This is a genomic window from Cytobacillus sp. FSL K6-0265 (assembly GCF_038003465.1).
GTDB lineage: Bacteria > Bacillota > Bacilli > Bacillales > Cytobacillaceae > Cytobacillus > Cytobacillus stercorigallinarum.
Window position 1 is genome coordinate 3,945,659 of the sequence record NZ_JBBOPE010000001.1, and the last position, 18,620, is coordinate 3,964,278.

An 18,620-nucleotide genomic window follows, 5' to 3' on the forward strand; every position below is an offset into this window, starting at 1 on the left:
TTATTCTCCTCTAATTCCTTCTACTTCAATCTCAGTAATATGATAAGATGAATGAAATGCCAAAGGTAACCAGTCTTCAACTAAATGAATTCTCTTCATGCCTGGGGTTGGCATAAGCAGTTGAATTTTTGATAATAGTTTTGATTCATCCATTTCATAAGAGACAATATAAAATTGATCAAACGTTTGTTTAAGAAAATCGAATTCACCAAAGCTTAATTGTTCAAAGTTCTGAGAAGTGACGTCTTCTAAGATTAACTGTTCGCCTCCTTCATTCATTTGTTCTAATTGCTGCCAATCAATATGGCGATTAATTTTGGAGAGTTCAACTAAATAGTGCTCCTCTTTTCGACTAGGAGATGATTGAGGTGAAGGGCCTCCACTTTTAATGATAAACAAAGAGTTTGTTGCCGTATTTTCAAATTTCAAGTAACCCCATGCATAGCCTGCTTTAGAAAATTCAAATTGAATCCCCAGTTTGCGACATTCTTGGGCTACGGCATCTTCAATGTGATTGCCTTTTACCCATGCATAACCTGTACTAATAAGCATTTCACGTTTCTTCTGTTCACGCTCATGAATGTAGTGTCTATATCCTTTTAATATCCCATCAACAATCGCCTGACTTAATTCAGGTGAGAATTTATAATTCATCAAGTGTTTATTTCCTCCTATGTTTTGTTTTTTCGCACATTCAACCTTTTTTGGAAAGGAAGATCATTGCTTGTTTTGGAAAAAAGCCATCGTAATTGCCATGCCCCTTTGTCTATTAATTCTTTTTCGCTCTCCCATACCATACGCAATAGGAGCTTCTTTATTCTTGTCTCTATTCTATTATTTATGGTCTTCTAGTAAACAGAAATGATAAAAGCATTCGCCTAGTAAAAAAACGAATGCTATCTTTCTTTTAACCATTTTGAATAGAAATTGAAGTTTCTTCTCTCTTAATTTTCCAGTTGAGCGATAAAACTTTTTCAATCTCCTTTAATTGCCCCTCACTTACTTTTATATTAGACACTCCGTTTTCTACGAGCATGTAATCTTGGTCTTTCTCTAATCCGAACTTCATACTTAGAATGCGTTGCAAACCAGGGAAAGTAAGGAATTTGATGCGGTAACCATTGTTAATCATTGAAACAAAGTTCGCCTCATCTTTTTGTGCCAGATGAGCTAATTGTTCAAATTCGAACTGCTCGTTATACTTCCTCCACTCTGTCGTGCCGTTAGACAATGATTTTTTGATAATTTCTTCATCCGTTACACCTTGATTACGTAATAGTTCAATCATATATGCTTCCATTAAAGTTAATTGTTGTTTCAAAGTTCATCAGCTCCGAGGTTTTCTTTCATTTTACCACGGGATGGGCTGATTAAAGTACTCATTCATTACTTGAAACCAAATATAGTAACCAATATTATTCGGATGCACCCCATCTGCCAATGTGTCTTCTAACTCAATTGAACTGTCCGCCAATCTTTTTGTCATCGGTTGATAAATATCTATATATGGCCATTCGTTTTCTTTAATATACTGTTCTGTTGCTTTTAAATAGTCTTGATAAGAATGATTGCGCTTGTTTTCAATTTTTCCGTTATATAGAACAGTTGTAGGATTAGGAGAAAGAAATAGAATTTTCGTATGAGGAGTGGCCTTTTTAATTTTATCAACGGTTTTTTCAATTGCTTGCTCTGTTTCTTTTATGCTTTGATGATACTTATAACTATTAACAACACCTGTTTCAATCATTACCAAATCAGGCTCTGCTTTTACCAATTGATCAACCGTTCCTTCCGTAAGGAGCATATTTAATGTGTAGCCACTTTTAGCAAAGTTATGAAATGACAGCTGTTTTTTATGTGGTAAATGGCGTTCACGCACTTCCTTTTCTAATAAATGAAACCAAGAAAACATCGGATGAGATGCCCCTTTTCCACGAGCCACACTACTGCCAATAACCGCTATTTTTGCACCGTTCTCACTGTAGCTTTCAGAGACGATATAATCATAAATGGTTGTCTGCTCGCTAAATGAATGGATTGTTTTAGCCGACACAGCAGAGCCAGAAAACAACAAAATACTCGTAAACGCTAAAATCATCATTCTTTTCATTTCACTCGCTTCCTTTCATACTCTCTACTTACCCCTTTTCTGAGCCGGTTAATCTAGGTCATTTTAACTTCTCTCTCCTTATAGAATCTGATAAAATAAGGAAGCACAGCTTTTCTTGAAAGGAGGAAACTAGATGGTCTCTTCTAAGGATGTTGCCAAACATGCTGGCGTTTCTCAAACGACCGTATCACGTGTACTCAATACACCAAACCTTGTTAAAAAACCGACAGTAGATAAAGTGATGGCTGCGATCGAAGAACTTCATTACATTCCAAATGCTCATGCGCGTTCACTTGTACAAAATAAAACGTATACGATTGCGCTTCTTTCAGGCCCGCTTCATAACCCATTCTTTGTCGATACAACAGCAGCCATTGTTAATTACGCAAATAGCAAAGGATATCGTGTTCATGTTCAATTTGTGAATGATGAAAAATTGAATGAAGCCTATACATCTGCCGTTGAAAACAAGGTAGATGGTGTTGTAATGTCATGCATCTTACTTGATGACCCTATTTTTGAGAAGTTCGAAAAAATGGACATTCCATTTATCACCTATAATCGCAAACATATAAATAATAAACATTTTGTTGAAATAGATAACTATCAAGCTGGTGTGCTTTCAGCTCAGCATGTTCTTGAGCTTGGTCATAAACAAATTGCCTGGATTGGTGGACCTTCTACAGTTAGTACATTTAAGAATAGATATGATGGCTTTGCCCATACCATGAGTGACCATATGCTTTCACAGCAATATGTCATTCAAACAGATACAACGAAACAAGGTGTCAAAGAAGCGTTTGAAAAGTTAATGCATTTGCCCACTCCACCTACAGCTATTTGTTCTGCCACTGATGCAATCGCTTTACAAACGATTGATGAAGCTACAAAAGCCGGATTTCATGTGCCATTAGACATCAGTGTTGTTGGCATCGATAATGTTGATATTAGTAAACATGGTAGGATTGAATTAACGACAATCGGCAGCGTTTCTGAGCAAAATTTAGGTTACCTCGCTATCAGCGAACTGATTGAAATGATTGAAAATAAAAAAAATAGTTGCGTAAAAATCACTGAATCTGTTAAAGTATTTAATAGAAAAACAACAAAGGCATATCAATAATTTTTATTTATGCAAAAATGAATACGTAACCATTGAAGCATAATCCCATACCCTCTTCCATATGAGCTTAAACGACTCATATGGAATCGCTTTATAAAAAAATGGTTACGTATTCATAATTTAATATTCAAACTTGTAAGGGTTTACAAAATAAGGAGGAGAATACCCTAATGAAATGGAAAAACAGAAAATACGGCGAGGAGTCACCGTATATCCCAGCTGGACCCTTTAAGGTTCGTTTACCTTTTATCCATTACCGCTTTGAATGGCCCGATTATGTTCAAGGACTATTAATGTGTGCTGTTGATTTATCAGCCATCCCGCTTTTAATGGAATTACTCGGTATGCCTTTTGAAGTAGCACTTGCTATTGTTGTTTTAAATGGACTTTTTTACTTATTACATCATTTACTAGGTGATCCGGCTGTACCTGGTTGGATAACGCCAGCCATTCCTTTGATCATGTTGTATTGTCAGCAATTTCCGGAAGGCCCTGAACGTGTTCACTCACTGATCGCCTTCCAATTAACACTCGGTATTCTATCATTATTACTCGGCGCTACTGGATTGGCATCAAAGGTTGTTCGCTTTATTCCACCTGCTCTAAAATCTGGGATCATCTTAGGGGCTGGTTTGGCAGCTATTATCTCAGTGTTCCAAGTGGGCGGTCGTTTTGAACTATTCCCTTGGACGATCTCGATTGCAATCGGCATTGGCTTTTACTTACTATTTTCTAAGCATTTCACTCAATTTCAAAACCGAAATTCTTTTTGGAAAACCATTGCTAAATTAGGTATACTTCCTGTTATCCTACTCGCTGTACTGATTGCACCAATATTTGGTGAAGCAAAGTGGCCATCGATTGAATGGGGTTTCTCATCACCTGATTTCATTACTCTTTGGAATGAATACACGGTATTCGGTCTAGGGTTGCCACCATTGATGATGTTCATTACAGCTATCCCAACTGTCCTAGCAGCTTATATCGTTCTTTTCGGTGATGTACTGCAAGTGAAAGCATTAGTTGAAGATGGGCAATCTGTTCGTCCGGACGAAAAGGTAGAATACAATCCTAACCGCTCTCACTGGATCTTTGGTATACGCAATAGCGCAATGAGTATCCTTGGTCCAGATGTAACGATGGGTGGACCTGTTTGGAGCGCGATGCAAGTTGTAATGATTGAGCGCTACAAGAAAGGTAGAAAAGCAATGGACTCCATTTTCGGCGGAGTTGGTTCTTTCCGTTGGGGTACGAATACCGGATTATTTTTGCTTCCTATTGTTAGTTTAGTTGAACCTATACTAGGTGTAGCAATGGCATTAACCTTACTCATTCAAGGGTATGTCAACATTAAAATCGGTGTTCTAGAAGCAAGAAGTCAAAAAGATTTAGGTGTAGCGGGTATCGTCGCTGCTGTCCTTTGTACGAAAGGTGCCGCTTTGGCATTTGCAGTTGGCATCATGCTTTGTCTATTATTATACGGAAAAGATTTCTTTAAAGGAGAAATTGACAAAACGTTTAATAAAGATAGTGAAGAACTAAAAAAACAAGAAAAGCAGGTGAGTTAATATGAAGAAACAATTATATATTAATGGTGAATGGAGAGACTCAGCAAACTATGCTGAGCTCCTCTCCCCTTATACAAATAAAGTGATTGCGCAAATTCCACAAGCTTCAAAAGAGGAAGTGGAAGAAACCATTGAGATTGCGCATCAAAAAAGAACAGAGATGGCTCGTTTGACGGCCTACGAGCGTGCAGAAATACTAGAAGAGCTTGTTCTATTATTTAAGGAAAATCGGCAAAAAGCGGCTGAAATCATTTCTTTAGAATCAGCGAAACCTTTGAAATTCTCACTCGGTGAAATTGACCGTACAATTGAAACATATAAGTTCGCCGCTGAGGAAGCAAAGCGCTTAACAGGAGAAATGATTCCAATGGATGCAGCCAAAAACGGGGCTAACCGGTTCGGTTATACCATCGAGGAACCGATTGGCGTAATTGGAGCCATTACACCATTTAACTTTCCACAAAATTTAGTAGCACATAAAGTGGGACCAGCGATTGCCTCTGGTAACCCGATTGTATTAAAACCAGCATCGCAAACACCTTTATCCGCTCTATTTCTTGCAGAACTCATTGACCAAACTTCTTTACCCAAAGGTGCATTTAACGTAGTTACTGGCAGTGGTCATATTGTTGGAGATGCACTTGTCGAAAATCCGCTTGTGAAAATGATTACTTTCACTGGTAGCCCAGCGGTTGGGATTGGCATTCGCAATAAAGCAGGGCTAAAGAAAGTTGCTTTAGAGCTTGGCTCGAATGCAGGACTGATTATTGATAGAAACGTAGACTTAGATGAAATCGTTCCAAAGTGCGTAACAGGTGCCTTTTCTAACCAAGGTCAAGTATGTATTTCTCTACAACGCACTTACGTACTAGAAGAGATATTTCCTACTTTCGTTAAAAAGTTTGCCGAAGCCACTCAGGCATTAACAATCGGTGATCCAATGAATACAACAACTGACCTATCAGCGATGATTCATTCGGCTGAACAGGAGCGAGCATTGAGTTGGGTTGATGAAGCAGTCTCCTTAGGAGCAGAGATTATTACAGGCGGAAAAATTGAAAATGGTGTATTTTTACCAACCATCTTAACGAATGTCGATGCGACAGCAAAGGTTTCTTGCCAAGAAGTGTTTGCCCCTATTGTTATTGTAAACCGAATCGCTTCAATTGAAGAGGGTATTCATGCAATCAATGATTCTGACTATGGTTTGCAAGCAGGGATTTTCACTAATGATATTCAAACTGCCTTCCATGCTTCTAAAGCGCTTGAAGTGGGCGGCGTGATGATTAATGATATTCCGACCTATCGTGTAGACCAAATGCCATATGGCGGAGTGAAAGAAAGCGGTACTGGCAAAGAAGGTTTGAAATACGCGATTCACGAAATGACAGAAACAAAATTAATTGTTTGGAACCAAAATTAACTAGAGGAGTGACCATCATGTCTGAAAAAATCACCTTTACCCCAATAAGCTACACTGGTTGGGATGCCCTTTCCCACCTCGTTGAAGAAGTAGAAAAGTTTAACGTCAAAAAAATCCTTGTAATTACTGACCCTTTTTTAAAAGAAATTGGCTTAACAGATAAAGTGACACACCCACTGAATGAGGCAGGATATACCACTGATGTTTACACTGATGTCATCCCTGAACCACCACTAGCCATTGGGGAAAAACTGGTCTCCTATACGCGCCAACACGCTTTTGATATGGTCATCGGCATCGGTGGCGGCAGTGCCCTGGACTTAACAAAACTAGCTGGCGTCATCGCTGTTCATGAAGGTGATGTAGCTGATTATTTAAATCTAACCGGTACAAAAGCGATTACGAAAAAAGGATTACCGAGTATCTTAATCCCAACTACTTCTGGCACAGGATCAGAAGTAACAAATATCTCCGTCCTTTCATTGGAAACAACAAAGGATGTTGTCACACATGATTATTTACTTGCAGATGTAGCTATTGTTGACCCAAAACTCACGATGTCTCTACCTGCAAAGGTAACAGCTGCTACTGGTATTGATGCCCTTACACATGCGATTGAAGCATATGTGTCAAAAAATGCGAGCCCAGTCACGGACGCTTTAGCACTACAAGCTATTCGCCTAATCAGTCAATCCATCCGCACAGCTGTGCATCATGGCGACAATAAACAAGCACGTATTGACTTGAGCTATGGTAGTTATTTAGCTGGTATTGCCTTCTTTAACGCAGGTGTAGCTGGTGTTCATGCACTTGCTTATCCACTAGGCGGGCAATTCCATATTGCTCATGGTGATTCAAATGCCGTTCTCCTACCATATGTGATGGGCTATATTCGTTCTGCATGTGAAAAAAGAATGAAGGATATTCTCGATACAATGGGCTTCAGCTCTACCTATCTTTCACAAGAAGAAGCTTCCCACCGTTGTGTCGAAGAACTAAAACGCTTAGTCGAAGATGTTGGCATCCCGTCCTCTTTAAAAGGGTTTAACATTGGCCATGATGCACTTGATTCGTTAACAGAAGACGCAACAAAACAAACTCGTTTACTCGCGCGAAGTCCAATGGAACTAAGTAAAGAAGATATATATGCAATTTATGAAGCTGCCTTTGAGGGTAAGGTTGTTGATCAAACTTTAGTAAAAGCATGATGATAAAAAAGGGGCGCAATTGATTGCAGCCCCTTTTCCTATTAATCTGTTTTCAATTCATAATTAACTACTCGATTATCTTTAAATGTAATTATTATCCATTCACTATTGGTACTAATGATACTCTTTTTATCCAAATAATAAACGATGTTATTGTCACTTATAAAATACGTGTTTTCTGTTGGTGTTCCTAGTTTTTCAATCACTTCGTTATAATGTCTATTTTTTAAATCATATGTATTTAACAAATCGTCTATCATTCCCACTCGTTCGTGTGATTTATTTCTCCAATCCAGTTCATTAAATTTGGCTTGGACCTCATTAAAACTCGTAGGATAATCAATACGATTAGCAGTACCAATGCTAAAAAAACAACCAAAGTTGCTTACGCTTCTTCCTCCCATTTGGATGTAAGCATTTTATCGCAAACCACACACATAAAAAATCCCATACACTTGGTAAAATGACATATAGCACCGTATGAAGATTACATCAAGTACAATATCGTTACGATAACTAGCAGAGATAAAACTGCTTGAGTGAACTTCATAAATTTGAATAAGCTCCTTTTATTCACTTGGTATTATTATACATTCACTCAAAATGATATTGGTAGTCATCTAGAGTGATTGTTTTCACACGGTCAAAGGAGGCGACCACGGCATTCTGGTGGCTATATTAAAGGCGTGACTGCTCCTTTGCTGCGCTCTCTAATTACATTACAACTGTCAGTGTCAAGCTAGCGATGTACATATTTGATATATGATGTAGGGTTTTACGGGGTTTGCCAATACATCTTAGCCGGTTTTTCATCTCTTGTGGGTGCATTTGTTTTTTGTCCACACATCTTGACTGGTTTCTCATTTCTTGTGGGCGCATTTGTTTTTTGCCCACACATCTTAGCTGGTTTCTCATCTCTTGTGGGCGCATTTCCCTTTTGCCCACACATCTTAGCTGGTTTTTCATCTCTTGTGGGCGCATTTGACTTTTGCCCACACATCTTAGCCGGTTTTTCATCTCTTATGGGTGCATTTGACTTTTGCCCACACATCTTAGCTGGTTTTTCATCTCTTGTGGGCGCATTTGACTTTTGCCCACACATCTTAGCCAGTTTTTCATCTCTTATGGGTGCATTTGACTTTTGCCCACACATCTTAGCTGGTTTTTCATCTCTTGTGGGCGCATTCCCTTTTGCCCACACATCTTAGCCAGTTCCCCATCTCTTGTGTGTGCATTTCCCTTTTGCCCACACATCTTAGCCGGTTTCCTATCTCTTGTGTGTGCATTTCCCTTTTGCCCACACATCTTAGCCAGTTTCCTATCTCTTGTGTGTGCATTTCCCTTTTGCCCACACATCTTAGCCAGTTTCCCATCTCTTATGTGTGCATTTGACTTTTGCCCACACATCTTAGCCGGTTTTTCATCTCTTGTGGGTGCATTTATTTTTTGTCCACACATCTTGACTGGTTTTTCATCTCTTGTGGGCGCATTTGTTTTTTGCCCACACATCTTGACTGGTTTCTCATCTCTTGTGGGCGCATTTACTTTTTGCCTATACATCTTGGCAGTTATCTCATGAAAGTGGACCATTTCTTGATCATGTACGGTGATGCTCGTTTCTATGCTCCCCCCATCCCCCATTCATGGATTTCCCTTCAAACAATGATTTCTTCTTTTGTACATTTTCCACATGACAGAATCCTATCAAAAATAGTTAGATTCCATTAATCCTTCACCTATAAAGTTGTTTTAAATTTCCGAAAATCGTTGACTTCTACTCTAGGTAATTATACACTGAATGAGAATGATTATCGTTATTAAATCACTACATACGATTGTCACAGTTTAATAGAAGAGAAGGGGAAAAAAATGAAAGCAAAGAAGTCGTTCTTATTACTACTATTACTTGTATCTACCGTCATGTTTGCCTTAATTGGTTGCTCAAATAATGAATCAACTGCTTCTGAAGATGAAAAAGATAAAGAGGCAGAAACAACTACAGATGAAGCATCCGAAACAGAATATCCAATTACGATTGAACACGCCTTTGGTGAAACAGTGATTGAAGAAAAACCTGAAAGAGTGGCAACGATTCAATGGGCGAACCATGATGTTGTACTAGCCTTAGGCGTTGAACCTGTCGGTTTTTCTGCAGCAAACTATGGTGTAGAAGATGGTAGTGGCTTACTTCCATGGACTACGAAGAAACTTGAAGAACTAGATATTAAAGACCCTAATATTTATCAAGATACAGATGGTCTTGATTTTGAAGCGATTGCAGACTCCAACCCAGATGTTATTCTTGCTGGTTACTCTGGAATTACACAAGAAGATTACGATTTATTAACACAAATTGCACCAGTTGTTGCCTATCCAACTACTCCTTGGACAACAACATGGCGTGAACAAGTTCTTCTAAATGCCAAAGGAATGGGGATGGAGCAAGAGGGAGAACAACTCATTAAAGATACAGAGGATTTAGTTGCGGAAAAAGTTGCGGAATATCCTGAATTAAAGGGAAAAAAAGTAGTTTGGGCTAACTTCTCAGCAAACGATTTGTCTCAGTTCCACCTCTATACACCTGCTGATCCACGTGTGTCTTTCCTTATGGAAATGGGATTAGAAACACCTGAGAGTATTACCAATCTAATCAAAGATGAAAATGCATTCTCTTTATCTTTGAGTGCTGAAAATGCTGATGTACTTAATGATGCTGATATTATCATCGGTTATAATGATGAAAGCACATATGATGCTGTAAAAGCAGACGCTCGTCTTGGCAAAATCAAGGCTATAGAAAGAGGATCGGTTGTCTTTATTGGTAACAACACACCACTTGCAGCTTCTGGGAATCCTAACCCGCTTTCTATCGAATATACAATCGATGAATACTTAGAATTAATCGCAGATGCGGTTGAGAAAGTTGATGAATAATCTAATTGAAAAGCAAGTCCCAAAAAGGCATCTACCAAAGCATTTGATAATTGTGCTCACCGCATCTATCATTCTATTATGCTTATGTGTTGTTGCCTCTTTGGCATTTGGCGCAAGGTTTGTAACATGGAATGAGTTAATCACCGGTCTTTTTCATCCAGAAGTAGCGTCTTTTAGTTCAAGTGTTGTGCAAGAACGCATCCCTCGTACAGTTTTTAGTTTATTATGTGGTGCTGCTCTTGGTGTTTCCGGTGCACTCATGCAATCTGTAACAAGAAATCCAATTGCTGACCCTAGTATTCTTGGCGTAAATACAGGGGCAGCGCTTTTTGTCGTCTGTGGGATTGCTTTTTTTCAAATTAGCAGTGCAGCGGAATATATTTGGTTTGCGATTGTTGGCGCTATGCTAACAGCCATTTTTGTATATGGAATTGGTTCTATGGGGGGTTCAGGTGCGACCCCACTTAAGCTCGTCTTAGCAGGGGCAGCGACAAGTGCCGCTCTCTCTTCCCTCGTTAGTGCCATTATGCTATCCCGTACATATGTCATGGATCAGTTTAGATTTTGGCAAGTAGGTAGCGTAGGGTCTGCTAACTGGGACTTAATCCTCACATTCTTACCTTTTTTAATTATAGGAATTTTGCTCGCGATTATGACTGCTTCTGCTTTAAATGCATTAGCACTCGGGGACGAAGTGGCTACCGGACAAGGTGTCAGAACCGGTATGATTCGTTTAATCGCTGCATTTGCAGGGGTCATTTTATGTGGCGCCGCGACTGCACTAGCCGGTCCAATTGGCTTTGTCGGTTTATTAGCGATGCACTTGATGCGACTCATTCTAGGTGCTGACCTTAGATTCACCATTCCCATGTCAGCGATATCAGGGGCAGTCATTTTAACAATCGCTGATATCATAGGTCGACTCATCGGTAGCCCCGGGGAGTTAGAAGCTGGAGTTGTGACAGCCTTTATCGGTGCGCCTTTATTAATATTTTTAGCGATTAGAATGAAGGTGCGTTCACTATGAGACATTCATTGTTATCCGTTATTAAACAAGGACGAAAAAAAAGAAGACAGCGCTGGTTACTGATTAATAGCTTACTCTTTGCTACAGCCTTAGCCTTATGCTGCGCCATGCTTATGTTTGGTAACTCTTATTATCCACCACAAGAGATTTGGAGTGCGCTAACAGGGGATGCTGCTGGCGGTGCTTCCTTTGCCGTCAATACAATCCGTCTCCCGAGAATGTTAGCCGGTTTTTTTGCAGGCATTGCTTTTGGTATCGCAGGGAATACATTTCAAACGATGCTAAGGAACCCGCTTGCTAACCCCGATATTCTCGGTATTACTGCTGGCTCAAGTGTGGCCGCTTTAATTTGTATTCTTATTTTCCATACAAGTAACACGGTCGTATCTATTGCATCAGTCATTGCTGGATTATTAACGGTTTTCCTTATATTTATTTTATCTAAAGGAAAATCTTTTTCCATCGGACGTTTAATACTAGTCGGTATTGGTATCCAAGCTATGTTGAGTGCAGCAATTTCTTTTCTATTAATGCGAGGCGCGCAAGAAGATATACCTACTGCCTTACGATGGTTAAACGGTAGCTTGAATGGTGCTCAGCTAGATTCAACGATTCCATTAATGATTACTGTCATCCTTTTTGCGCCTATTGTGGCAATTTTGGGTAGACAGCTCGGCATTCTTGAATTAGGTGAAGAATCCGCGACATCACTCGGACTCAATACGAATCAAACAAGAATACTCCTTGTACTTAGCTCAGTCGCCATGCTAGCCATTGCCACTGCAACGACCGGACCGATTGCTTTTGTTGCCTTTTTAGCTGGACCGATTGCAAAAAGACTAGTTGGTGTCGGGTATTCTAATGTTATTCCTGCAGGCCTCGTTGGTGTGAATCTTGTTTTAGCAGCTGACTTGATTGGTCAATTTGCTTTTACAACTAGATATCCTGTTGGTATTGTTACTGGTTTACTCGGGGCACCATATCTAATTTACTTACTTATCCGTATGAATCGAAAGGGTAGTTTATAATGAAAACAATACACCAATTTGAAACGAAGGAAGTCGTAGCCGGCTATGATCAAAAGACGATTCTTCACGGGTTGGATGTGGAGATTCCAAGCAATAAGATAAATGTCATTATCGGGGCAAATGCTTGTGGGAAATCGACTTTGTTAAAAACGATGGCGAGACTAATCAAACCACAGTCCGGTCAAGTTATTCTTGATGGGAAATCAATTGATCAGATTCCCCCGAAGCAACTCGCTCGGGTACTCGGTATTTTACCACAGTCCCCTATTGTGCCAGAGGGGATTACAGTAACTGACCTCGTTGGTAGGGGGCGTTATCCTCACCAGAAAATGTTCAGTGGTTGGTCTAAGAAGGATTATGAAGCGGTAGCAGAAGCAATGGAAATTATGAATATCGCAGAACTGGCTGATCGTAATATTGACGAACTATCTGGTGGACAGCGGCAAAGAGTATGGATCGCTATGGCACTGACGCAACAAACGGATATTTTGTTTCTAGATGAACCCACGACGTTTTTAGACATTGCCTATCAAGTAGAAATACTAGATTTATTAACAGACTTGAACCGGAATTATGGTACTACGATTGTCATGGTGCTGCACGATATTAATCTTTCCGCACGCTATGCCGATTATATTTTCGCATTAGAAAAAGGACAACTCATTGCAGAAGGTGAGCCTTCTGAAGTCATCACCAGTGACCTCGTGAAACAAGTCTTTGGTCTAGATTGTATGGTTATCAACGATCCTGTCTCCCTCTCTCCATTGGTTGTGCCTAGAGGACGGTACCATGTACAAGTAAATGACTCATTATAAGGATAAGATACTCGCTAAGTTACTAGCGGGTATCTTTTTTTTCACAATTTGTATAGGAACAACGCTATTCATCACCTATTGCAAATCTTTCCAACAAAAAAACACCCTTCCTGTATTTGCTAATCTCATGGATAGATGTTATGATGAAGTTAATTATTTTTGTTCGGTGTAAAATTGAGAGAGAGGAAATCTCTTCCAAGAAATTTTTAATCTTAAGATCGTATGATTGAACAAGGGTAGTAATACATTTGTGGAATTCCCACAATAGGAGACGATAACATGGAAACAGGTACAGTAAAATGGTTTAACGCAGAAAAAGGATTCGGATTTATTGAGCAAGAAGGCGGAGAAGATGTATTCGTACATTTCAGCGCGATTCAAAGCGAAGGATTCAAATCTTTAGACGAAGGTCAAAAAGTAACATTTGACATCGAGCAAGGTCAACGTGGCCTACAAGCTGCTAACGTTAACAAAGCATAATTACTATAGAATGAAAGACTCCATCTAGGGGTCTTTTTTTCATTCACTATAAGAACACATTATCTTCACTAATGAAAGGGATTGAGATGATGAGCGTAGAAATGTTTCGTATCGGGGAAAAGGTAAGTATAAAAAAAACGAAAGAGCAAGTGATCATTTCAAAAAGTCAGTATGTAAAAAATATGAAAAGGTACTCTTATGTCGTTGATAAATATCCTGGCACATTTTTCTTTGAAGAAGAATTGATGAAGAACGAAAAGAATTAAGCTCTTCCATCTGTAATCAATGATTCTAAATTATAGTATCAATCAATTTTGAAGAGATGTTCGTTGAGGGTACACCAATCACTAGTGGATACTTCTACTAAATAATTGGTTTGTTAACTAAAAACTTAGATGTCAATTCTGCATAGATAGCCAAAAAAGCAGGCAATAAAATGACCGAAGCACTTGGTATCAAAGCCTTTATCGGTGTCCCATTAAATCGGACAGATGGCTAAACTTTGGGACATACGAACGGTCCTTCTCCAACGAACAAGTGGGGATGGTACATATCGCCGATTTCCTTGCCTATCTGATTACTATGAAGATATTGAAGCATACCGATTATGCCAATATCGAAAAGGATAGCACATGTAGTACGTGATGGAGAGCAGTAATGAAAGAAAAAATTACTGCCTTCTTATTTTCATACCTCTCTTAATCTCCACTTTCCCCTACTAAACCTCCTTTTTTTTACGAATCAACACCAAAAATAGTTTAAGTGTACAAGCAGTAATGCTACTCCCTGCATAAAGCTATTAAAAAAGGAGGTATTTTTCATATGGTCAAAATATACATTGATCCAGGTCATGGCGGTACCGATTCAGGAGCTGTCGGGAATGGTTTACAAGAAAAGAATCTCACATTACAAATAGCGATTAAAGTGAGAGATTTATTATCAGGATATAGTAATGCCGAAGTGAGAATGAGTCGAACAAATGACCAAACCGTTTCCCTTACCCAAAGAACAAATGATGCCAACGCTTGGGGGGCAAATTATTACTTATCCATTCATATTAATGCCGGTGGCGGTACTGGCTATGAGGATTATATCTATCCTGGATCCAGCACTCCTACAACAACCTATCAAAATATCATTCATGAAGAAATAATGAAAGTCGTTAACTTCGCCGATCGTGGTAAAAAACAAGCCAACTTTCATGTATTAAGAGAAAGCAATATGCCGGCCATTTTAACAGAGAACGGTTTTATTGACACAGTCGCTGATGCTAATAAATTAAAACAAGCTTCATTTATTCAAGCCATTGCCCAAGGACATGTAAATGGACTCGTACGCGCCTTCAACCTGGTTCCTTCAGGTGGCGCTATCCATCATACAGTTGTCAGCGGAGATACTGTATACGCCTTATCACAAAGGTATGGAAGCACGATTGCACAAATCCAAAGTTGGAATGGCTTAGATGCTAATTATACAATTTATCCAGGGCAAGTTTTGCGGGTGAAGTAAATGATTCGTGCAACAACTATTTTTAAAAGTGAAAGTCGGGCTGCCCCTAAACCGAACAAGCCCGACTTTCTATTTCTAATAAAACCCTCTTATGCCTCTTGACTCTCTTTCCATTGTAGAATTAACTTACCTAATTTTTTTGGCGTATTTTTAAAAGCATCTATTGTGGTCCCAGCTAAATGCGCCGTAATTGTTACATTATCAAGGTCTACAAACGGGCTCGCCTCTCCTAAAGGTTCTTGGTCAAAGGTATCAATAGCTGCACCAGCAATTTGCTTCTCATTTAATGCTCGAATAAGATCATCTTCACATACTAATCCCGATCTAGCTGTGTTGATAAGAACAGCCGTATTTTTCATCATTGCTAACTGTTCATACCGGATAAGATGCTTCGTTTCCTCCGTTAATCTCCCATGTAGAGTCACAACATCTGAATCTGACAATAAAGTCTCTAAATCAACTTCTTCAAATGCTGTTTCCCCCTGAAAATAAGGATCATAGAAAATAATTCTAGTATCAAAACCACTTAGAAATTTTCCAACAAGTTGCCCAATATGACCATATCCAATTATCCCTATTGTTCTATCTTCTAATTCTGGTACGAAATCAACATTACTAAAATCTTTGCGCCAATCTCCTTGTTTTAAGGCAGCATGTGAACGGGCAATATTTCGAATTTCAGATAGAATCATGCCCACCGTAAATTCAGCTACACTTCTTGCATTTCTACCGGGAGTATTAATCACTTCTACCCCTCTTGCTTTAGCCTCATTTATGTGAATATTTTCTACACCACCCCGTAAAACACCTATTAATTTAAGAGATGTGGCTTTCTCAATCACTTTTTGGCCAATAGGTGCAAATTGTGTAATGATCACATCATACTGATCGATATCGTCATATAAGTTTTCTGGTAAACATACTACCTCACTACCTTGTTGCTCGATAGCAAGATTATCCTTTTGCAACGCTTCTAAATTCTCATGTCGCCACTCTCGAATCGTCAACTCGAAACCACTATCTATTAAAGTGTTTAATCCTTGTTCCATCATTTCCTTCGTGATGAATAAATCCGCAATAGCTAAACATTTCATCTGTGCTTCTCTCCTTATCTCATTAACATTCCGCCAGTAGCATCAACTGTCGCCCCGGTCATATACTTAGATTTTTCTGATACTAAAAAAGCCGCAATATCTGCCATTTCTTCTGGTTTTGCTACTCTACCAACTGGAATCCGATTGACATAATAGTCGCCTTTTTGCTGTAAAGAATCTTTAATCATATCGGTTTCTACAATACCGAGTGCCAAGTTATTAACTGTAATGTCATCCTTTGCATGTTCTCTAGCAAGTGAGATCGCAAACGCAATCATCCCAGACTTACTAGCTGCATAGTGTGAATGGCCTGTTGTTGAGCCATAAAACGCTGCCTGTGAAGTAATATTTAAAATACGACCACTTTTCTTATGAAATAAACAGTGTTTGATAAACCCTTGTGAAGTTAGAAACACACTATCCAGATTAATTCCGATTGTCTTCTGCCATTCTTGCAATGACATATCTTTAATATAATTGGTTGGCCATACCGCAGCATTATTAACTAAAATATCAATAGATACTTCTATCCGTTCACTTGCCTTTTCCACTAACTCTGCTACTGCTTCCTCATTCGAGAGGTCCAGTTGAATAGCCACTGATTTTTGTCCATACCCTTCTATCTCTTTAACTACTGCCTCTGCTTGTTCTCTGTTCCCTTGGTAAGTAAGGACAACATTCGCCCCCTCTCTACCAAGTGTTCTAGCAATCTCTTTGCCTACGCCACGAGAGGCGCCGGTCACAACGGCTGTTTTTCCCCTTAAACCTAAATCCATCCTTATCTCCCTACCTTCCATACCTCTTCCATTTTCGCTAGTGTCTCTTTATACTGTTGATATTTATTTTCATAGATTGCCTTTTTTTCAGGGCGAGGTTGAATAACACGATTCACCTTAACCATTGCTTCAGCTGCTTCTTTAACTGATTCGTAGTCCCCGTTCATAACTGCTGCACACATGGCAGTTCCCAATGTTCCATGCTCTTTTACTTCCACAATTTCTAATGGTATTTGCAAGCTATCAGCAAATATCTGTAACCACACATCAGATTTTGTCACACCGCCAGCTATTCTAGAAGCTTCAGGTTTTTCAATATATTTTAACAACCTTTCAATATGATAGATATGTCCAAAAACAATCCCTTCATAAACGGCTCGAATAAAATGTTTCTTTTCATGCCAACTATTCATTCCAATAAAGCATGATGTAGCATGTGGCACTGTATTTGAACCGAATAAAAACGGGAAGAATACAAGCTGACTCTCCTCTGGTGTCGTTTCTTCCACCAGCTCATTACAAATATCATAGATCGATTGACCTGTCAGGGCACATTGTTGTTTTTCTTCTATCATAAAATGATCAATAAACCATTCCAGATTACTTGCTGAGGTCGGGCTTGCTTCCGTGGTTAACCAATAGTCATCCAAGCAATAAATTGATGTCATAAATAACTCACGATCAATGACCGGTTTCTTCGTAATATATTCATTTATACTCCATGTACCTGCAACAATCGCTAACCGGTCTTCTTTTACCAAACCTGAGGCAACTGCGGAAGCTGCGATATCAAAAATCCCACCCGCAACAGGCGTTCCTTCTTTTAACCCTGTCATATCAGCTATCTCTTTAGTAATGGCCCCACAATAATCTGTTGACTGTTTAAGTGGCGGTAATTTATCTATGAGATCATCGATACCAAAAAAGGATAATAATTGTTGATCATAACAGCGGTCGCGGACATTTAACAAATTTGTTCCTGAGACATCTGTTAGTTCTAGAAAAGCTTCGCCCGTTAATTTGAAGCGTATATAATCTTTCACAGTAAATATATAATCTGCCGCTTCTATAACAGATGGTTGGTGATCCTTTAACCATCGTAGTAACGCTACAGGCTGACCAGCCCAAACAGATTGCATTGTCTTTGGTAGCACCTTTTCTTCAAAACGACTATCGCCATACCATTCTTCTATATATTTCTTGGCACGATTATCGGTCGAGATAATCCCGTTATATACAGGCTCCCCTTTTTTATCTGATAGATATAAACCATTCCCATGTCCAGTAATGGCAAGACCCACAATCGTGCTTGTATCAATTGAATAATTATTAATTAATTCTCGAATGACTGCCAGATTCGCTTCCCATAATTCATACATATCACGTTCAGTATGATAGGGTTTTGGCATAATCATTTTTGTCTTTTTTGATGCTATGCCAATTTCTTTGCCACTCAAAGTATATAATGCTGCTTTTGTGATCGTACCTCCATTATCGATTCCCATAATATACTTCTCCATTGTTC

Annotated in this window: 20 protein-coding genes; 11 read left to right on the forward strand and 9 right to left on the reverse strand. The window is 39.1% G+C overall.

Annotated elements, in window-relative coordinates:
- The 3 genes from MHH73_RS20005 to MHH73_RS20015 all read right to left on the reverse strand — a co-directional run bounded on the left by MHH73_RS20005 (position 1) and on the right by MHH73_RS20015 (position 2,110).
- Entirely contained in the window at positions 1–654 is a 654-nt protein-coding gene (locus MHH73_RS20005) for a spr1630 family ClpXP-sensitive toxin (protein ID WP_445662548.1), read from the reverse strand.
- Between the two features lie 253 nt (positions 655–907).
- On the reverse strand, positions 908–1,321 hold the full coding sequence (locus MHH73_RS20010; protein WP_341068937.1) for a hypothetical protein: 414 nt from the start codon (positions 1,319–1,321) through the stop codon (positions 908–910).
- Positions 1,322–1,351: 30 nt separating this feature from the next.
- On the reverse strand, positions 1,352–2,110 hold the full coding sequence (locus tag MHH73_RS20015) for an SGNH/GDSL hydrolase family protein (RefSeq protein WP_341068939.1): 759 nt from the start codon (positions 2,108–2,110) through the stop codon (positions 1,352–1,354).
- Between the two features lie 133 nt (positions 2,111–2,243).
- Between MHH73_RS20015 and MHH73_RS20020 the strand changes: the two genes are divergently transcribed.
- The 4 genes from MHH73_RS20020 (at position 2,244) to MHH73_RS20035 (ending at position 7,432) form a co-directional block, all read left to right on the forward strand.
- Positions 2,244–3,233: a LacI family DNA-binding transcriptional regulator gene (locus MHH73_RS20020; protein ID WP_341068940.1), complete on the forward strand. Its 990-nt coding sequence runs from the start codon at positions 2,244–2,246 to the stop codon at positions 3,231–3,233.
- 170 nt (positions 3,234–3,403) lie between these two features.
- Positions 3,404–4,801: a hypothetical protein gene (locus tag MHH73_RS20025; protein ID WP_341068942.1), complete on the forward strand. Its 1,398-nt coding sequence runs from the start codon at positions 3,404–3,406 to the stop codon at positions 4,799–4,801.
- 1 nt (position 4,802) lies between these two features.
- Positions 4,803–6,224, forward strand: coding sequence for an aldehyde dehydrogenase family protein (locus MHH73_RS20030; RefSeq protein ID WP_341068944.1), 1,422 nt, complete (start codon positions 4,803–4,805; stop codon positions 6,222–6,224).
- A 17-nt stretch (positions 6,225–6,241) separates the two neighbouring features.
- A complete protein-coding gene (locus MHH73_RS20035; RefSeq protein WP_191813312.1) occupies positions 6,242–7,432 on the forward strand; it encodes an iron-containing alcohol dehydrogenase in 1,191 nt (396 codons plus the stop codon).
- A gap of 41 nt (positions 7,433–7,473) precedes the next feature.
- Here MHH73_RS20035 and MHH73_RS20040 read toward each other — a convergent pair whose 3' ends face one another.
- The 3 genes from MHH73_RS20040 to MHH73_RS20050 form a co-directional block, all read right to left on the reverse strand.
- Positions 7,474–7,836 carry a hypothetical protein gene (locus tag MHH73_RS20040; RefSeq protein WP_341068947.1) on the reverse strand — a complete coding sequence of 121 codons (363 nt, stop codon included), beginning with the start codon at positions 7,834–7,836 and terminating at the stop codon, positions 7,474–7,476.
- Positions 7,837–8,207: 371 nt separating this feature from the next.
- Positions 8,208–8,585 (reverse strand): hypothetical protein, encoded by a 378-nt coding sequence (locus tag MHH73_RS20045; RefSeq protein WP_341068949.1) that lies wholly within the window; start codon positions 8,583–8,585, stop codon positions 8,208–8,210.
- Positions 8,555–9,073, reverse strand: a complete 519-nt coding sequence (locus tag MHH73_RS20050; protein WP_341068951.1) for a hypothetical protein — start codon at positions 9,071–9,073, stop codon at positions 8,555–8,557. The genes MHH73_RS20045 and MHH73_RS20050 overlap by 31 nt, the downstream gene beginning before the upstream one ends.
- A 228-nt stretch (positions 9,074–9,301) precedes the next feature.
- Here MHH73_RS20050 and MHH73_RS20055 point away from each other — a divergent pair, with 228 nt between their 5' ends.
- From MHH73_RS20055 to MHH73_RS20085, 7 genes are all read left to right on the forward strand, one after another.
- Positions 9,302–10,366 carry an ABC transporter substrate-binding protein gene (locus tag MHH73_RS20055; protein WP_191813320.1) on the forward strand — a complete coding sequence of 355 codons (1,065 nt, stop codon included), beginning with the start codon at positions 9,302–9,304 and terminating at the stop codon, positions 10,364–10,366.
- Entirely contained in the window at positions 10,359–11,393 is a 1,035-nt protein-coding gene (locus tag MHH73_RS20060; RefSeq protein ID WP_191813322.1) for a FecCD family ABC transporter permease, read from the forward strand. Before MHH73_RS20055 ends, MHH73_RS20060 begins: the two co-directional genes overlap by 8 nt.
- A complete protein-coding gene (locus tag MHH73_RS20065) occupies positions 11,390–12,421 on the forward strand; it encodes a FecCD family ABC transporter permease (protein WP_191813324.1) in 1,032 nt (343 codons plus the stop codon). The genes MHH73_RS20060 and MHH73_RS20065 overlap by 4 nt, the downstream gene beginning before the upstream one ends.
- A complete protein-coding gene (locus MHH73_RS20070; protein WP_191813326.1) occupies positions 12,421–13,236 on the forward strand; it encodes an ABC transporter ATP-binding protein in 816 nt (271 codons plus the stop codon). The genes MHH73_RS20065 and MHH73_RS20070 overlap by 1 nt, the downstream gene beginning before the upstream one ends.
- Positions 13,237–13,515: 279 nt before the next feature.
- Positions 13,516–13,716: a cold-shock protein gene (locus MHH73_RS20075; RefSeq protein WP_095371726.1), complete on the forward strand. Its 201-nt coding sequence runs from the start codon at positions 13,516–13,518 to the stop codon at positions 13,714–13,716.
- 89 nt (positions 13,717–13,805) lie between these two features.
- The gene (locus MHH73_RS20080) at positions 13,806–13,982 is read left to right on the forward strand and encodes a hypothetical protein (RefSeq protein ID WP_191813328.1); all 177 of its coding nucleotides are present in this window, start codon (positions 13,806–13,808) and stop codon (positions 13,980–13,982) included.
- Between the two features lie 556 nt (positions 13,983–14,538).
- Positions 14,539–15,225 carry an N-acetylmuramoyl-L-alanine amidase gene (locus MHH73_RS20085; RefSeq protein WP_341068954.1) on the forward strand — a complete coding sequence of 229 codons (687 nt, stop codon included), beginning with the start codon at positions 14,539–14,541 and terminating at the stop codon, positions 15,223–15,225.
- Between the two features lie 89 nt (positions 15,226–15,314).
- Here the strand turns inward: MHH73_RS20085 and MHH73_RS20090 are convergent, their stop codons facing one another.
- Genes MHH73_RS20090 through MHH73_RS20100 form a run of 3 tightly spaced genes read right to left on the reverse strand, consistent with a single transcriptional unit; the run spans position 15,315 to position 18,615 of the window.
- Complete coding sequence (locus MHH73_RS20090) at positions 15,315–16,319, reverse strand: 2-hydroxyacid dehydrogenase (protein ID WP_341068956.1); 1,005 nt, start codon at positions 16,317–16,319, stop codon at positions 15,315–15,317.
- A gap of 14 nt (positions 16,320–16,333) precedes the next feature.
- Positions 16,334–17,095, reverse strand: coding sequence for an SDR family NAD(P)-dependent oxidoreductase (locus MHH73_RS20095; protein WP_341068957.1), 762 nt, complete (start codon positions 17,093–17,095; stop codon positions 16,334–16,336).
- Positions 17,096–17,097: 2 nt separating this feature from the next.
- A complete protein-coding gene (locus tag MHH73_RS20100; RefSeq protein ID WP_341068959.1) occupies positions 17,098–18,615 on the reverse strand; it encodes an FGGY-family carbohydrate kinase in 1,518 nt (505 codons plus the stop codon).
- Positions 18,616–18,620 lie beyond the last annotated feature (5 nt).

Bases quoted from the DNA above. Each gene is read 5' to 3' on its own strand.
- MHH73_RS20035 (WP_191813312.1), top strand. From the start codon at position 6,242: ATGTCTGAAAAAATCACCTTTACCCCAATAAGCTACACTGGTTGGGAT.
- MHH73_RS20015 (WP_341068939.1), bottom strand. From the start codon at position 2,110: ATGAAAAGAATGATGATTTTAGCGTTTACGAGTATTTTGTTGTTTTCT.
- MHH73_RS20070 (WP_191813326.1), top strand. From the start codon at position 12,421: ATGAAAACAATACACCAATTTGAAACGAAGGAAGTCGTAGCCGGCTAT.
- MHH73_RS20080 (WP_191813328.1), top strand. From the start codon at position 13,806: ATGAGCGTAGAAATGTTTCGTATCGGGGAAAAGGTAAGTATAAAAAAA.
- MHH73_RS20065 (WP_191813324.1), top strand. From the start codon at position 11,390: ATGAGACATTCATTGTTATCCGTTATTAAACAAGGACGAAAAAAAAGA.
- MHH73_RS20020 (WP_341068940.1), top strand. From the start codon at position 2,244: ATGGTCTCTTCTAAGGATGTTGCCAAACATGCTGGCGTTTCTCAAACG.
- MHH73_RS20075 (WP_095371726.1), top strand. From the start codon at position 13,516: ATGGAAACAGGTACAGTAAAATGGTTTAACGCAGAAAAAGGATTCGGA.
- MHH73_RS20045 (WP_341068949.1), bottom strand. From the start codon at position 8,585: ATGTGTGGGCAAAAGTCAAATGCACCCATAAGAGATGAAAAACTGGCT.
- MHH73_RS20050 (WP_341068951.1), bottom strand. From the start codon at position 9,073: ATGGGGGATGGGGGGAGCATAGAAACGAGCATCACCGTACATGATCAA.
- MHH73_RS20030 (WP_341068944.1), top strand. From the start codon at position 4,803: ATGAAGAAACAATTATATATTAATGGTGAATGGAGAGACTCAGCAAAC.
- MHH73_RS20085 (WP_341068954.1), top strand. From the start codon at position 14,539: ATGGTCAAAATATACATTGATCCAGGTCATGGCGGTACCGATTCAGGA.
- MHH73_RS20005 (WP_445662548.1), bottom strand. From the start codon at position 654: ATGAATTATAAATTCTCACCTGAATTAAGTCAGGCGATTGTTGATGGG.
- MHH73_RS20060 (WP_191813322.1), top strand. From the start codon at position 10,359: ATGAATAATCTAATTGAAAAGCAAGTCCCAAAAAGGCATCTACCAAAG.
- MHH73_RS20100 (WP_341068959.1), bottom strand. From the start codon at position 18,615: ATGGAGAAGTATATTATGGGAATCGATAATGGAGGTACGATCACAAAA.
- MHH73_RS20055 (WP_191813320.1), top strand. From the start codon at position 9,302: ATGAAAGCAAAGAAGTCGTTCTTATTACTACTATTACTTGTATCTACC.
- MHH73_RS20090 (WP_341068956.1), bottom strand. From the start codon at position 16,319: ATGAAATGTTTAGCTATTGCGGATTTATTCATCACGAAGGAAATGATG.
- MHH73_RS20025 (WP_341068942.1), top strand. From the start codon at position 3,404: ATGAAATGGAAAAACAGAAAATACGGCGAGGAGTCACCGTATATCCCA.
- MHH73_RS20040 (WP_341068947.1), bottom strand. From the start codon at position 7,836: ATGGGAGGAAGAAGCGTAAGCAACTTTGGTTGTTTTTTTAGCATTGGT.
- MHH73_RS20095 (WP_341068957.1), bottom strand. From the start codon at position 17,095: ATGGATTTAGGTTTAAGGGGAAAAACAGCCGTTGTGACCGGCGCCTCT.